Source organism: Microbacterium sp. TPD7012 (assembly GCF_003075395.1).
Classification (GTDB): domain Bacteria; phylum Actinomycetota; class Actinomycetes; order Actinomycetales; family Microbacteriaceae; genus Microbacterium.
The window spans coordinates 58,884-73,614 of record NZ_QDFV01000003.1; the positions used below are offsets into that span (position 1 = coordinate 58,884).

The 14,731-nt window shown below is 69.4% G+C and carries 12 protein-coding genes; 7 read left to right on the plus strand and 5 right to left on the minus strand.

Annotation, left to right across the window (positions count from 1 at the left end; all coding sequences use genetic code 11):
• Window positions 1–44: 44 nt before the first annotated feature.
• Window positions 45–755 carry a DUF4191 family protein gene (locus DC434_RS08345; RefSeq protein WP_116634848.1) on the minus strand — a complete coding sequence of 237 codons (711 nt, stop codon included), beginning with the start codon at window positions 753–755 and terminating at the stop codon, window positions 45–47.
• A 161-nt stretch (window positions 756–916) separates the two neighbouring features.
• Here DC434_RS08345 and DC434_RS20105 point away from each other — a divergent pair, with 161 nt between their 5' ends.
• The gene (locus DC434_RS20105) at window positions 917–2,362 is read left to right on the plus strand and encodes a hypothetical protein (protein ID WP_165808034.1); all 1,446 of its coding nucleotides are present in this window, start codon (window positions 917–919) and stop codon (window positions 2,360–2,362) included.
• 9 nt (window positions 2,363–2,371) lie between these two features.
• Here the strand turns inward: DC434_RS20105 and sucB are convergent, their stop codons facing one another.
• The 3 genes from sucB to DC434_RS08365 all read right to left on the minus strand — a co-directional run bounded on the left by sucB (window position 2,372) and on the right by DC434_RS08365 (window position 7,067).
• Window positions 2,372–4,150 carry a 2-oxoglutarate dehydrogenase, E2 component, dihydrolipoamide succinyltransferase gene (gene sucB, locus DC434_RS08355; RefSeq protein ID WP_116634849.1) on the minus strand — a complete coding sequence of 593 codons (1,779 nt, stop codon included), beginning with the start codon at window positions 4,148–4,150 and terminating at the stop codon, window positions 2,372–2,374.
• Between the two features lie 67 nt (window positions 4,151–4,217).
• A complete protein-coding gene (gene lpdA, locus DC434_RS08360; RefSeq protein ID WP_116634850.1) occupies window positions 4,218–5,591 on the minus strand; it encodes a dihydrolipoyl dehydrogenase in 1,374 nt (457 codons plus the stop codon).
• A 3-nt stretch (window positions 5,592–5,594) separates the two neighbouring features.
• A complete protein-coding gene (locus DC434_RS08365) occupies window positions 5,595–7,067 on the minus strand; it encodes a leucyl aminopeptidase (protein ID WP_116634851.1) in 1,473 nt (490 codons plus the stop codon).
• A gap of 113 nt (window positions 7,068–7,180) precedes the next feature.
• Here DC434_RS08365 and DC434_RS08370 point away from each other — a divergent pair, with 113 nt between their 5' ends.
• From DC434_RS08370 to DC434_RS08390, 5 genes are all read left to right on the plus strand, one after another.
• Window positions 7,181–8,122: a PAC2 family protein gene (locus DC434_RS08370; RefSeq protein WP_116634852.1), complete on the plus strand. Its 942-nt coding sequence runs from the start codon at window positions 7,181–7,183 to the stop codon at window positions 8,120–8,122.
• 168 nt (window positions 8,123–8,290) lie between these two features.
• The gene (locus DC434_RS08375) at window positions 8,291–9,535 is read left to right on the plus strand and encodes an RNA polymerase sigma factor (protein ID WP_116634853.1); all 1,245 of its coding nucleotides are present in this window, start codon (window positions 8,291–8,293) and stop codon (window positions 9,533–9,535) included.
• The gene (locus DC434_RS08380) at window positions 9,535–10,227 is read left to right on the plus strand and encodes a coenzyme F420-0:L-glutamate ligase (protein ID WP_207769933.1); all 693 of its coding nucleotides are present in this window, start codon (window positions 9,535–9,537) and stop codon (window positions 10,225–10,227) included. The genes DC434_RS08375 and DC434_RS08380 overlap by 1 nt, the downstream gene beginning before the upstream one ends.
• A 154-nt stretch (window positions 10,228–10,381) precedes the next feature.
• Window positions 10,382–11,086: an alanine racemase C-terminal domain-containing protein gene (locus DC434_RS08385; RefSeq protein ID WP_243408868.1), complete on the plus strand. Its 705-nt coding sequence runs from the start codon at window positions 10,382–10,384 to the stop codon at window positions 11,084–11,086.
• On the plus strand, window positions 11,083–12,123 hold the full coding sequence (locus tag DC434_RS08390; protein ID WP_116634855.1) for an alanine racemase: 1,041 nt from the start codon (window positions 11,083–11,085) through the stop codon (window positions 12,121–12,123). The genes DC434_RS08385 and DC434_RS08390 overlap by 4 nt, the downstream gene beginning before the upstream one ends.
• A gap of 70 nt (window positions 12,124–12,193) precedes the next feature.
• Here the strand turns inward: DC434_RS08390 and DC434_RS08395 are convergent, their stop codons facing one another.
• Window positions 12,194–12,412 (minus strand): hypothetical protein, encoded by a 219-nt coding sequence (locus DC434_RS08395; RefSeq protein ID WP_116634856.1) that lies wholly within the window; start codon window positions 12,410–12,412, stop codon window positions 12,194–12,196.
• A gap of 181 nt (window positions 12,413–12,593) precedes the next feature.
• Between DC434_RS08395 and DC434_RS08400 the strand changes: the two genes are divergently transcribed.
• A complete protein-coding gene (locus DC434_RS08400; RefSeq protein WP_207769934.1) occupies window positions 12,594–14,729 on the plus strand; it encodes a DNA topoisomerase IV subunit B in 2,136 nt (711 codons plus the stop codon).
• The last annotated feature ends 2 nt before the right edge of the window (window positions 14,730–14,731 follow it).

Genomic DNA, 14,731 nt, shown 5'->3' on the forward strand with positions numbered 1-14,731 from the left:
TCGGAATGAGGGCGGCCGCGCTCGTCGTGGCGGATGTCGCGGGATCAGCGCGGACGCTGAGCGCGGACCTTCGTGGGGTCGATGCCCTTCGGGATCGGCAGCGACGACAGCGACTGCGAGACGGAGTCGATGCGTCGGATGACCGCGGCCATGGTGGTCTTGTCGATCGCCTTGGGGAGCTTCTTGATGGTCTTCGAGAGGTCCGCGATGGCGACCTCGTCATCGCCGTGGCCGACGTACAGGACCGTGACGGGCACGCCGTGCGCGACGCGCTGCGCCTTGCTGCGCTCCTCGTTGATGAGACGGGTCAGCCGTCCACGGGCACCTTCGCCGACGACGACGATGCCGCCGCGGCCGATGGTGCGATAGACCGCCTCCTGCGTCTTGGGGTTGATCCCGACGGGCGTCTCCGATGCCTGCCAGCTGCGGCCGAGGCTGGTGCTGAGAACGTGTCCCGTCGCACCGGGCATGCCGTCGATCTTCGAGTACATCGCCGACGTCGACAGCCGGGTCATCAGGAAGAGCGACCCGAGCACACCCAGCATCAGACCGGTGATGCCCCACAGCACGAGCGTCCAGATCTGGAACGGGGGGATCAGGTACCCGGCGACGAGGCCGAGGAGCACGCCGATGAGAAGGATGCCCACCTGGAGCCACGGAAGCCACGGGTAGACCTCACGGGTGAACCGGAAGAGGGACTTGATCTGGGAGAAGAACCCAGGACGCTTCTCGGGTTCGGGAGCACGCTTTGCCATGGGGACCAGCCTACCGAGTTCGCGGATGCCGTGATGCCGAGTTCGCGCCCAGCGGAGCGGGCGCCGGGCGACTGGTTCTGCACATTCGCCGAGCTCCATGAATTCCTCCCCATCGTCCTCGTTCGCCACCGCGTCGATCGCTGGTCCGCTCTGATGGGGACATGGCAGACGTCGAGATCGAAGACCGGGGCACCGCGCTCCTCCCGGGTGCGCATCGGGTGGTCCGGGCTCTCGATCCGACAGAAGGACCGTTCTCCGGCGTACTGGTCACTCGTGGGGACGCAGTGGCCGTGCGGGTGGATGCCACCGCTCTCGCCGGATGGGTGGGGTGGCGCTTCGCGGGAGCGGAGCATGTCGCGGGTCCGGTCGACGTCATCCGGCGTGCCGACGGACACGACGCGCTGCTGCCATGGTGCACCGACCGGGCGCTGGGGTTCCTGGTCCGCCGCGCGGCCGCCGGCTCCGCGTTGTCGTCGGGGGAGTGCAGCACGCTCGTGGTGAGCCTGCTGCGAGGACTCGACGAGCTCGGAGAAGGTGCCGCCGGGGTGCAGACGGGGGTGTGGTGGCTGACCGACGGCGGCCGCCCCATCCTCGTCCTCGGCCAGGGAGAGGACCCGCGGTCAGGAGCCGCGGAGATCATCGAGCGCCTCACGGAGCACTCCGGAGACAAGGCGCTGACCCGTGTCCTCGGCGGGGTGCAGCAGGGGCTCGTCAAAGCGCTTCCGCAGCCGCGCGTGCCGCGGCGACTGCTGGAGGAGTGGGAGAAGGAGCTGCTTGCCATCGCGGCACCCCGTCCGATCGGCCGGGAGTCGCATGCCCCGGAGCGTGCACGCGACGTCGCTCGCACCGCTGTCGACGTCGACCGGTCCCTGACGCCTGTTCGCGGGATGAGGAGAGGCGGACTGCGGTCGCGTTCGTCGAGTGAGCGGCGGGAGAGGTCGCCCTTCGCTGTCGGGTTCGGCATGCTGCGGTCGATCGCATCCGGCATCCGCGCGCGTCTCGAGGGGCGGACCGGTGGCTCCGCGGTCCGGCGGACGGCGGCGGAATCTGACGCCCCACGCTCGTCGTCTCGGCGGCGCGCGTTGATCGTCGCCGGCGGTGCGGCGGCCGTCGTGCTCGCCGGCGGGTTGCTCTGGCCGACAGGCGATGCGGCGGAATCGGCGGATGCCGCCAGGCGCACGGCTCCGCCGGTGTGGACATCCGACGACGCGACGGAGAGTCCGGCGCCGGGAGACGCGGGATCGGATGCGGCGGCCTCTCCGTCTCCGCCCGCAGACGACGGCGGACCCGAGGCGGCCGCCATCGCTCTGCTGGCATTGGTCGCGGAGTGCCACACGACCGAGGACCGGGTCTGCGCAGACGCCGTCGCGGAGGGATCCGTCGGCGTGGTCGACGTGCTCGGCGACCGAGGAGAGGGCACGCCGACGGTCGAACTGGTGGACGAGTACGGCGACGTCGCCGTGGTGCGGCTCGGTCTTGCCGGCGGTCGTCCGGATGACGGTGCCGCCGACGCGACGACGGCGCCCGAGCAGATGCTGGTGCTCGAGCGCCAGAAAGAAAGATGGCTGGTCCGCGACGTCTACGGCGTCGCGGACCAGCCAGAGTGATGCGGAGTGTCAGGCTCCGAGCTGTGCGGCGAACTGCGCCGCCTCGAGACGAGCCTTCACCGCGCCGAGGAAGCGCGCGGCATCGGCGCCGTCGATGATCCGGTGATCGTACGACAGCGCGAGGTAGACGTACGAGCGGACCGCGATCGCGTCAGCGCCGCCGACCTTCACCAGACCCGGGCGCTTGACGACCGTGCCGGTTCCGAGGATGGCCGACTGCGGGAGGAACACGACGGGCGTGTCGAACAGCGCGCCACGCGAGCCCGTGTTCGTCAGCGTGAAGGTGCCGCCCGCGAGCTCGTCCGGCTTCAGCTTGTTGTCACGCGTGCGCGCGGCGAGATCGGCGATCTCGTGGGCGATCTGCGCGATGTTCTTCGACGCCGCGTCACGGAGCACCGGCGTGAGCAGTCCGCGCTCGGTGTCGACCGCGATCGACACGTTCTCGCTCGCGGGGTAGACGATGTTCTCGCCGTCGACCGTCGCGTTCACGATGGGGAAGGCCTGCAGGGCCTCAGCGGTCGCGAGAGCGAAGAACGGGAGGAAGGACAGCTTGTCGCCGGTCTTCTCCAGGAAGGAGGCCTTCACGCTGTCGCGGTAGTCCGCGAGGGCCGTGACATCGACCTCGACGACCGTCGTCAGCTGCGCCGTCTGCTGCATGGACTCCACCGCGCGCTTCGCGAGGACCTTGCGCAGGCGAGACATCGGCTGCGTGGTTCCGCGCAGCGGCGAGACCTCGAGCGGTGCCGGAGCGGCAGCTGCCGGAGCGGCCGCCGCCGGGGCAGCAGCGGTCTCTGCCGCCTTCAGAACGTCTTCCTTGCGGATGCGACCGCCGACGCCGGTGCCGGTGACCGACGCCAGGTCGACGCCCTGCTGGGCGGCCAGGCGGCGAACCAGCGGCGTGACGTAGAGGTTGTCGTTCTCGGTCGGCAGGCTGAGCTTCGGCGCGTCAGGCTCGGCTGCCGGAGCAGCGGGTGCGGATGCGGCGGCAGGGGCCGGCTCAGCGGGTGCCGCAGCGGGTGCGGGAGCGACCGGTGCCGGCGCGGCCTCGGCTGCGGGGGCCTGAGCCACCGGAGCCTCAGCGGCAGGAGCAGCTGGTGCCTCAGCGGCCGGTGCCTCAGCAGCCGGTGCCGGAGCGGCGGGTGCAGCGCCCGAACCGACGCGAGCGAGAACGGCGCCGACGGCGACGGTCTCGTCTTCGGCGGCGACGATCTCCTGCAGCACGCCGGCGACCGGCGAGGGGATCTCGGTGTCGACCTTGTCCGTCGAGATCTCGAGGAGAGCCTCATCGACCTCGACGGTGTCGCCGACCTGCTTCAGCCAGCGCGTCACGGTGCCCTCGGTCACGCTCTCGCCGAGTTCGGGGAGGACGATGTCCTTCGCGTCGCCGGAGGGTGCAGCGGCAGGCGCGGCCTCTGCAGCGGGAGCAGGCTCGGCTGCCGGTGCCGCCTCGGCGACGGGAGCCTCAGCTGCCGGAGCGGCTTCCGCAGGTGCGGCTTCTGCTTCCCCGGGAGCGGCTTCGGTCGGAGCATCCGCGGCCGGGGCCGCAGCGCTGCCGTCGCCGATGCGCGCAAGCAGGGCGCCGACCTCGACGGTCTCGTCCTCGGCCACGAGGATCTCCTCGATCACACCGCTGACGGGGGACGGGATCTCGGTGTCGACCTTGTCGGTCGAGATCTCGAGCAGGCCCTCATCCGCCTGAACGGTGTCGCCCACCTGCTTGAGCCAGCGGGTGACCGTACCCTCTGTGACGCTCTCACCGAGAGCGGGGAGGACCACGGATGTGCTCATGACTGAGTCTCCTTCAAGAAGTTGTATGACGCGTATCTAGCTTAGTGACTCGGGCACCGGTTGGTGCTCAGAGGGCGTGCAGCGGCTTTCCGGCCAATGCGAGGAAGGCTTCGCCGAGGGCTTCGCTCTGCGTGGGGTGCGCATGGATCAGCGGAGCGATGTCCTCCGGGTGCGCTTCCCAGGCGACGGCGAGCTGCCCCTCGGTGATGAGCTCGCCGACACGGTCGCCGAGCAGGTGGACGCCGACGACGGGCCCGTCCTTGAGGCGGACGACCTTGACCAGTCCGCTGGTCCCGATGATCTCGCTCTTGCCGTTGCCGGCGAGGTTGTACTCGTAGGCGACGACCGCGTCAGCGCCGTGCTCGGCGATCGCGGCATCCTCGGTCACACCGACGGAGGCGACCTCGGGGCTCGAGTAGGTGACCTTGGGGATCTGGGCGTCGGGGATGTTGACCGGCGAGAGACCGGCGATGCGCTCGGCGACGGCGATGCCCTGCTGGAAGCCGCGATGGGCGAGCTGGAGACCGGGGACGATGTCACCCACGGCCCAGACGCCGGGAACGCCGGTGCGAAGATCCTGGTCGACGGTCACGAACCCGCGGTCGAGCTTCACGCCGGCCTCCTCGAACCCGAGGTCCGCGGTGACGGGTCCGCGTCCGACGGCCACGAGAAGGTAGTCGGCGGTGAACTCCTTGCCGTCTTCCAGCGTGACCGTGACCGAGGTCTCGTCCTGCGAGGCGGTCTGGAAGCGCACGCCGAGCGAGTACTGGATCCCGCGACGGCGGAAGGCGCGCTCGAGACCCTTGCTGAGGGCGATGTCCTCGTTCGGAACGAGGTGCGGCAGCGCCTCGATGATCGTGACCTCGGTGCCGAAGGAGCGCCAGACGCTGGCGAACTCGACGCCGATCACGCCGCCGCCGAGGACGAGGACCCGCTCCGGGATGACGTCGAGAGCGAGAGCCTGCTCGCTCGTGAGGATGCGGCCGCCGATCTCGAGGCCGGGCAGCGATCGGCTGTACGAGCCGGTGGCGAGGACGACGTCGCCGCCGACGTACACGTCATCGCCGACGCTGATGCTGCGGTCCGCGTTGAGGCGGCCGAGTCCGGCCACGGTGGTGATGCCACGCGCCTTGACGAGCCCCTCGAGGCCCTTGAACTTCTTCGCGACGATGCCCTCGCGGTACGCGCGGACGCCTGCCGGGTCGATGCCCTCCAGCGTCGCCGTCACGCCGACGTGTGCCGCGTCCCGCACGTGCTCGGCCACCTCGGCCGCGTGCAGCAGCGCCTTCGTCGGGATGCAGCCGCGGTGCAGGCAGGTGCCGCCGACCTTGTCCTTCTCGATGAGGGCGACCGACTTGCCGAGCTCGCTGGCTCGGAGCGCCGCGGCGTAGCCGCCGCTTCCGCCGCCCAGGACGACGATGTCGAAGGTGTGGGTTGTCATGTGTCATGCCTCCTTGTGGGATGCTGCGGCCAGCGCGATGATCGTTCGGACCATCGCTCCGGTGGGGCCCTTCTCGGTGAAGCCGTATGCGGCGCCGGCGTGCTCGCCGGAACCCGCGATGTCGAGGTGCACCCATGGGATGCGGGGTGCGTCCTCCGCGTCCGAGGTGCGCCCGACGAAGCGGCGCAGGAAGAGCCCGGCGTACGAGGCTCCGCCCATGCGATCGCTCATGTTCACGTTCTGGAGGTCGGCGATCGGAGACTCCATCGAGTCCTCCATGTACGACGGCAGCGGCATGTGCCAGGCGAGCTCATCGGCCTGCTCGGCCGCGGCGAGGAGCTCGGCGACCGTGTCGTCATCGCCGAACACTCCGGTGTGGCGGTGGCCGAGCGCCGCGACGATGGCGCCGGTGAGCGTGGCCACGTCGACGATCACGTCCGGGTGCTCGCGGCTCGCCGCGACGAGTCCGTCGGCGAGGACGAGCCGGCCCTCGGCGTCGGTGTTGAGCACCTCGACCGTCGTGCCGTCGAGGATGCGGACGACGTCGCCGGGGCGGAGAGCGCGACCGGACGGCATGTTGTCGGTGATCGCGAGCCACGCCGTGACCCGGACCGGGAGTGCCAGCGTCGCGATCGCGCGGAGGGCGGCGAGGCTCGTGGCGGCGCCCGCCATATCGAACTTCATCCCGACCATCGAGGCCGCGGGCTTCAGGGAGAGTCCGCCGGTGTCGAACGTGATGCCCTTGCCCACGAGGGCGATATGGCGTGTCGCGTCGGCGGGGGAGTAGTCGAGTCGGACCAGGCGCGGCGGGCGGTCTGAGCCCTGCGCGACGCCCAGGATGCCGCCGAAGCTCTGCTCAGCGAGCGCGGTCTCGTCGAGGATCTCGACCGAGACGTCGAGGTCGGCGACGCTGTCCGCTGCGCTCTGGGCGAGCTGCGCGGGACTCTGCCACTCGGCAGGCACGTTCACGAGGTCCTTGATCAGCGCCACGGCCTCGCCGGTCGCCTGCGCCTTCGCGATCGACGCGTCGTCGATGTCGGCGTGCAGCACGACCGCAGCAGCGCGGGACTTGCCCTTCTCGGACCGGTAGGTGTCGAAGCGGTACCCGCCGAGCACAGCGCCCTCGGCGGCCGCGGCGGCGAACGGCTCGAGTCCTGCGGCGAGTCCGACAGCCACGTTCTCGAAGCCGGTGAGCGAGCGCAACGCGGCACCGACGGCGTTGCGCACCGCGGTGTCGCTCGAGGCGGCGCCCGTTCCGACCACGGCGAACGGCAGCGATGTGACCTCGGGTGCGTACACGCGCGCGTAGGAGGAAGCGGATCCGGTGAACCCGATTCCGGCGAGCGCGTCGGCGAGGCCGGGGTAGGCAGCCAGCGACTCGGCCGATTCGGAGAGATCGGGGACGACGAGCACTGCGGCATCTGCAGCGCTTCCGGGGAACTGATCGGTGGTGTGCGAGAGCACGGGAAGCGTCATGCCTCCATCCTAGGATCCTCGCCGCGGCCCGGGTGCGCGGGGCCCGTCCGCGTGTTCGCTCTCAGCATGATGAGCCCAGCCCGGGCATCCGGAGCTGCTCGTAGCATGGAGGCATGCCCTTCTCCGGTGAGATCCACGAACGCGTCGCGAATGCGCCGGCGGTGCCGCACGGCCTGCCCCTGGTCGTCCTCCTGACCGGGTTCACCGACGCCGGGAGCGCGGTATCCGGTCTCATCGACCACCTGCGCGAGACCGCGTCGCCCGAGCCCGTCGTCGTCTTCGACAACGACGCGCTCCTCGACTACCGTGCGCGTCGTCCGGTGATCTCGTTCGATCAGGACCATCTCACGGAGTTCCGTCCGTCCCGGCTCGAGCTCTCGCTCGCGACCGACGCGCTCGGTCAGCCCTTCCTGCTGCTCGCGGGCTACGAGCCGGACTTCGCCTGGAACGCCTTCGCGGAGACGGTCCTCGACCTCGCCGCCGAGTTCGAGGTGTCCGGACTCAACTGGGTGCACTCGATCGCGATGCCGGTTCCGCACACGCGTCCGATCGGGACCACCGTCAGCGGCAATCGTCGTGAGCTCACGGTCGCGCACTCCGTCTGGCGCCCGCGCACGCAGGTCCCGGCGACCGCCGGTCACCTCCTGGAGTTCCGCTTCGTCGAGAGCGGACACCGCGCCGTCGGCTTCGTGCTGCTGGTCCCGCACTACCTCGCCGAGACGGAGAACCCGGATGCCGTGATCGCCGCCGCGGACAAGCTGATGGCGTCCACCGGACTCGTCTTCCTGGTCGACGCCGTGCAGGATCGCCGGGAGGACTACTTCACCCGCGTCGACGAGCAGGTCGCGGGGAACGAGGAGCTGCAGCAGATGGTGCACAACCTCGAACGGCGCTACGACGCCTACATGGCGGGTCGCAACCCGGACGACGACACGTACGACGAGGGCGGCTTCAGCGAACGCGATCTGCCGAGCGCCGACGAGCTGGCGGCCGAATTGGAGCGCTATCTGGCGTCTCGTCCCTCCGGAGACGACGACAAGCCCGGTCGCGGCTGAGACGAATCGGCGTGAACTTCGCCGGAATGCATCCGCATCGCCACACGTATGCGATACTAGGACTCTGACCCGTTGTCAATCGGCGTTTTCGAACGCCGGACTTGACAAGGGTCTTACTAGTGTCCGAAATGTCCCGGGGCGGTCCCGCAGCCCCGTGAAAGGCGAAACGTGACTCCTGCCACGACGAAGAAAACACGGACGACGAAGAAGGCCGAAGAGACCGCCGTCGACGCCGAGGTCGAGGTCGACGCTCCTGAGAAGCCCGCGCCGCTGAGCGCAGCGAAGCGTGCGGCTGCCAAGCGCGCCCCCGTGAAGAAGAAGAAGTCGGATGACGTCGTCGAAGAAGACGAGGCTCCCGCTGTCGGCGCTGCCGAGGACGGCGACGACGACGAAGACGACTCCAAGCCCAAGTTCACCGAGCCGCTGCCGACCGGCGCGATCGTCATCTCGTCGAACGACGACGAGGACGTCCCGGTCTACTCGACGCAGATCACCGGCGCGACCGCCGACCCGGTCAAGGACTACCTGAAGCAGATCGGAAAGGTCGCGCTGCTGAACGCGGCCGAAGAGGTCGAGCTCGCGATGCGGATCGAAGCGGGCCTCTTCGCCGAGGAGAAGCTCTCGGCGATGACCGCGGCGGAGAAGACCGGTCAGCTCGGGCTCGACCTGCAGTGGGTCGCCCGCGACGGCCAGCGCGCCAAGAGCCACCTGCTCGGCGCCAACCTCCGCCTCGTGGTCTCGCTCGCGAAGCGCTACACCGGCCGCGGCATGCAGTTCCTGGACCTGATCCAGGAGGGCAACCTCGGTCTCATCCGCGCGGTCGAGAAGTTCGACTACACCAAGGGCTTCAAGTTCTCGACCTACGCCACCTGGTGGATCCGTCAGGCGATCACGCGCGCCATGGCCGACCAGGCCCGCACCATCCGCATCCCGGTGCACATGGTCGAGGTCATCAACAAGCTCGCCCGCGTGCAGCGGCAGATGCTGCAGGACCTCGGTCGCGAACCCACTCCGGAAGAGCTCAGCCGCGAGCTGGACATGACGCCGGAGAAGGTCGTGGAGGTGCAGAAGTACGGCCGCGAGCCGATCTCGCTGCACACCCCGCTCGGCGAGGACGGCGACAGCGAGTTCGGTGACCTCATCGAGGACACCGAGGCGGTCGTCCCGGCTGACGCCGTGGGCTTCACCATGCTGCAGCGTCAGCTCGAGCAGCTGCTCGACTCGCTGTCGGAGCGCGAGGCCGGCGTGATCCGGATGCGCTTCGGTCTCGGCGACGGCCAGCCCAAGACCCTCGACCAGATCGGCGACACCTTCGGCGTGACCCGCGAGCGGATCCGTCAGATCGAGTCGAAGACGATGGCGAAGCTGCGGCATCCGAGCCGTTCGCAGTCGCTGCGGGACTACCTCGAGTGATGCAGGCGAACGAGGGCAAGGCGCTGGAGACCAGCGTCGATGGAAAGAGCTTCGCGCGGATTCCGCTGCGCACCCGTGTCGTCATGCCGAATGACGACCTCGACGCCGTCATCACGGAGTACGCGAAGGACGCGGTACGTCCTGGCGACCTGCTCTTCGTGACGGAGAAGATCGTCGCCATCACTCAGGGCCGGTCGTACCGTCTCGACGAGATCAAGCCGCGCAAGCTCGCGCTCTTCCTGTCGAAGTACGTGACCCGCACGCCGTACGGCATCGGACTCGGCATGCCCGAGACGATGGAGATGGCGCTGCGCGAGTGCGGCACGCCGCGCATCCTGGTCGCCTCGGCGGTCGCCGCCGTGACCAAGGCGTTCGGTCGTCGCGGAGACTTCTACCGGATCGCCGGCGACAAGGCCAGGGCGATCGACGGTCCGACCAGCCACACGATCCCGCCGTACAACGAGGCGGTCGTGCTCGGTCCGAAGGATCCGCGCGGTGTCGCGGCGCACCTGAAGGCGCTGCTCGGCGGCGATCTCGAGGTGGCCGTGGTCGACATCAACGACCTCGGCGGCAACATCCTCGGGTCCACGCTCGACAGGAACGGCGAGCGCCGTCTCGTCAAGATCCTCGGAGACAACCCGCTCGGACAGGGCCGCGAGTCCACGCCGCTCGGGATCGTCCGCGAGGTCTGATCCCTTCGACACACTCAGGGACTCGTCGATCGAGGCAGGACCCGTCGACCGAGGCAGGACCCACCCATGCAGGAGGCCCGGATGCTCGGCATCCGGGCCTTCTGCGTTCCTGCGGCAGACATGCCCGACGAACCCGGAAGCTAGGCTGGAACGCGTGTGTGAGACGACTTCCAGCGCCCTGCCGCGTGCCGTGATCTCCCGCTCGGCACTGACGGCAGCGGCATCCGCTGCCGTCAGTGCGGGCGGACGGACGGCCGACCTGCGGCGGGATGCCTGGGGACACGGGGTGCTGTCGGTTGCGCAGGCGGTCGCCGCCGCCGGCGCCGAGCGGGTGCTCGTCGACTCGCAGGGCGAGGTCGACGCGCTGCGCCCCGAGGGGATCGACGCCGTGACGTCGGGGGCTGCGGACCTTGATCCTCATCTGCTCTACGGACTTCCCGACGATGGTGGGACCACGACCCTGCAACCGGTCATGCGGCTCACCGGTCGGGTCCTGTCCACCAAGCGCCTGCGCGAAGGCGACGCCGTGTCCTACGGCTACACGTATCGCGCGCCGGCGGACACCACGGTGGCGCTCGTGACCGGCGGGTACGCGCAGGGCATCGTCCGCGCGCTCGGGAATCAGGCGCACGTCGATGTCGAGGGCGTCGCCCGCCCGATCGTCGGTCGTGTCGCGATGGACGTGTGCGTCATCGACCTCGAAGGGCACGACGTCGCGTCCGGCACCGAGGTCACGTACTTCGGCGGAACCGGATCGGCGGCGTCCGCGCTGAGCCGATGGGCGCAGATCACCGCGATGTCCGTCGCCGAGCTCGTCACCGTCGCCGGTGCCCACGCCGCTCGGGGGTGGGAGGCGTGATCCGCCCGGAGCTGCGGATCAGCAGCGCGGCGTTCCGCGCGAACATCGAAGCCGTCCGAGCCCGCATCGAGCCGTCGACGCTCATGCTGGTCCTGAAGGACGACGCCTACGGGCACGGCTTGCGCTGGGCCGTCGAGACCGCCGTGCAGACCGGCGTCCGGTGGTTCGGCAGCTACGACATCCGCAGCGGTCTGGAGGTGCGTCGCATCGCCGGCGGCGACGTGCGCATCTTCGCCTGGGCGACGTCGACGGATGACGAGATCGACGAGGCGCTGGCGCACGACATCGACCTCGGCGTCGGCACGACGGAGTACCTGGAGCGCGTCATCGCCCGTGCCGCTGTCCTCGGCGCATCCGCGCGTGTGCACCTCAAGATCGACACCGGACTGCATCGCAACGGCGTGCTCCCGGAGGAGTGGCCCGCCGCGGTCGCGGAAGCACGCGCGGCGGAGCGGCTCGGGCATCTCGAACTCCTCGGCGTGTGGAGCCACATCGCCGAGGCGAGCGACGCGGAGGACGACGAGGCGCAGGCCGTCTTCCTGGATGCCGTGCGCATCGCCGGCGAGTCCGGAGCCGCGCCGGCGCTCCTGCACCTCACGGCATCGGCCGCGTCGTGGTGGCGTCCGGAGCTTCGCGGAAGCGTGTCGCGCATCGGGGCGTTCTGCTACGGCATCCGCTCCGCGGAGGGGCCCGATCTCGATGGCGTCCGGCCGGTCGCATCGCTGAGCGCGCTCGTCGAGGACGTCGTCGAGGACACCGCGGTGGTCGCGATCGGGAGCTTCGACGGTCTGCCGTCCACGCTGTCCGGGATGCCGGTCGGCACGCCGGGCGGCACGCGCACCCTCCGCGTGATCGGTCAGACGACATCGGTCGTCGACGGGTGGCCGGGGATGCGGGTCGGCGACGAAGTCATGCTGTTCGGCCCGGGGGAGGCCGGTGAGGTCAGCGCGACCACGCTGGCGGAGCGGATCGACACCGTCGGCGAGGAGATCCTCACCCGGTTGACCCCTCGCGTGCGCCGTATCGTCCGGGAATGAGAAAGACTCCGGACCGCGCGAACGCGCGACCCGGAGTCGGAAGTCGGCCGGAGCCGGCGAGCAGCCTGCGTCAGACGGTCTCGACGAGGCGAGCGCTCTCGTCGTGCCAGCTGGTGGCGATGCTGCGGAGCTTCTCTTCGTACTTGCGGCCGTGGTGGGCGCAGAACAGGAGCTCGGATCCGTTGACCTCTGCGGCGATGTAGGCCTGAGCGCCGCATGAATCGCAACGATCCATGGCGGTCAGGCGGAACTCGATGGCGGAAGCCTCACGTTCGGTCGTTGCATTCATCTCGGTGCCTCCTCGGGTGTCGGCCTCGCTGTGGGTCGTGCTCAATACAACCACGCTGCACCTGTGGGCATGCCCGGATCACGGCGTGTTTCGCTCAGCGCGTACGCGATCCGCGCGGGGTGGATCCCGCTGGGGAGTGTCTGCCGGCCGAAGCGGGGCGGCGAGAATAGACTCGGAGATTGTGACCGCCGAGTATTCCGCCCATCATCTCCAGGTGCTTGAGGGGCTCGAGGCTGTCCGCAAGCGCCCAGGCATGTACATCGGGTCGAACGGATCGCCCGGGCTCATGCACTGCCTCTGGGAAGTCATCGACAACGCCGTCGACGAAGCCGTCGCCGGCAACGGCGACAAGATCGACATCATCCTGCACGACGACGGCAGCGTCGAGGTCCACGACAAGGGTCGCGGCATCCCGGTCGACATCGAGCCGCGCACCGGTCTGAGCGGTGTCGAAGTGGTCTTCACCAAGCTGCACGCCGGCGGGAAGTTCGGCGGCGGCTCGTACGCGGCGTCGGGCGGTCTGCACGGAGTCGGAGCCTCCGTCGTGAACGCGCTCTCCGAGCGGCTCGACGTCGAGGTGGACCGCGGTGGCAAGGTCTACGCGATGTCGTTCCATCGCGGCGAACCCGGGATCTTCACCGACACGGGCGAGAAGCGGCCCGACGCCCCCTTCCGTCCCTTCGAGGACAAGAGCGAGCTGCGCGTCATCGGCAAGGCTCCCCGGGGCGTGACCGGCACCCGGATCAGGTACTGGGCCGACCGGCAGATCTTCACGAAGGATGCCGCCTTCCAGCTGAAGGACCTCGAGACGCGCGCTCGTCAGACGGCGTTCCTCGTGCCCGGACTCGAGATCCTGGTCCGCGACGATCGCGATCGCGGACCCCAGGCCGCCCCGGCATCCGAAGAAGGCGGGCTGGCCGCCGTCGTCGACGAGGTGCCGCGCGAGATCTCCTACCGCTACGAGGGCGGCATCTCCGAGTTCGTCGACTATCTCGCGACCGATCCTCCTGTCACCGACAACTGGCGCATCCAGGGGGAGGGCACCTTCAAGGAGACCGTCCCCGTGCTGCAGGCCGACGGCCACATGATCGCCACCGAGGTGGAGCGGGTCTGCGCCGTCGACATCGCGCTGCGCTGGGGAACCGGCTACGACACCACGGTGCGCTCCTTCGTCAACATCATCGCGACGCCCAAGGGCGGCACGCACCAGCAGGGCTTCGAGCAGGAGCTCCTGAAGGCTCTGCGCGCGCAGGTCGAGCAGAACGCCCGCCGGCTCAAGGTCGGCAACGACAAGCTCGAGAAGGACGACGTGCTCGCGGGTCTCACCGCCGTGCTCACGGTCAACGTGCCCGAGCCGCAGTTCGAGGGCCAGACGAAAGAGGTGCTCGGGACGCCCGCCGTGCGGCAGATCGTCGCGCAGGTGCTCCGCAAGGATCTCGCGCAGCGCTTCACCTCGACCAAGCGCGACGACAAGAACCAGGCGTCGCAGCTGCTCGACAAGATCGTCTCCGAGATGAAGGCGCGCGTCTCGGCGCGTGCGCACAAGGAGACGCAGCGTCGGAAGAACGCTCTGGAGTCCTCCACGCTGCCGACCAAGCTCGTCGACTGCCGCACCAACGAGGTCGAGCGCAGCGAGCTCTTCATCGTGGAGGGCGACTCGGCGCTCGGCACCGCCAAGAACGCCCGCAACAGCGAGTTCCAGGCGCTGTTGCCGATCCGCGGCAAGATCCTCAACGTGCAGAAGGCCTCGGTCAGCGACATGCTGTCGAACGCCGAGTGCGCATCGATCATCCAGGTGATCGGAGCCGGCTCCGGCCGCACGTTCGACATCGACGCCGCGCGGTACGGCAAGGTGATCCTGATGAGCGACGCCGACGTCGATGGTGCGCACATCCGGACTCTCCTTCTGACGCTGTTCTTCCGGTACATGCGTCCGCTGATCGAGGATGGTCGCGTGTTCGCCGCCGTGCCGCCGCTGCACCGCGTGATCGTGATGAACCCGGGCTCGAAGCCGAACGAGACGATCTACACGTACAGCGAGCAGGAGATGCACGCGCTGTTGGCGAAGCTCCGCAAGTCGGGCAAGCGCTGGCACGAGCCGATCCAGCGCTACAAGGGCCTCGGCGAGATGGATGCCGAGCAGCTGGCCAACACGACCATGGATCGTTCGGGGCGCCTGCTGCGCCGGGTGCGGATGGAGGATGCCGAGGCGGCCGGTCGCGTCTTCGAGCTGCTCATGGGCAACGAGGTCGCCCCGCGCCGCGAGTTCATCATCGATTCCTCCGGGCGTCTGTCGCGCGAGGCCATCGACGCCTGATC

Excerpts from the sequence above, each read along its gene's own strand:
- DC434_RS08345 (WP_116634848.1), bottom strand. The coding sequence starts at position 755 with ATGGCAAAGCGTGCTCCCGAACCCGAGAAGCGTCCTGGGTTCTTCTCC.
- DC434_RS20105 (WP_165808034.1), top strand. The coding sequence starts at position 917 with ATGGCAGACGTCGAGATCGAAGACCGGGGCACCGCGCTCCTCCCGGGT.
- sucB (WP_116634849.1), bottom strand. The coding sequence starts at position 4,150 with ATGAGCACATCCGTGGTCCTCCCCGCTCTCGGTGAGAGCGTCACAGAG.
- lpdA (WP_116634850.1), bottom strand. The coding sequence starts at position 5,591 with ATGACAACCCACACCTTCGACATCGTCGTCCTGGGCGGCGGAAGCGGC.
- DC434_RS08365 (WP_116634851.1), bottom strand. The coding sequence starts at position 7,067 with ATGACGCTTCCCGTGCTCTCGCACACCACCGATCAGTTCCCCGGAAGC.
- DC434_RS08370 (WP_116634852.1), top strand. The coding sequence starts at position 7,181 with ATGCCCTTCTCCGGTGAGATCCACGAACGCGTCGCGAATGCGCCGGCG.
- DC434_RS08380 (WP_207769933.1), top strand. The coding sequence starts at position 9,535 with ATGCAGGCGAACGAGGGCAAGGCGCTGGAGACCAGCGTCGATGGAAAG.
- DC434_RS08395 (WP_116634856.1), bottom strand. The coding sequence starts at position 12,412 with ATGAATGCAACGACCGAACGTGAGGCTTCCGCCATCGAGTTCCGCCTG.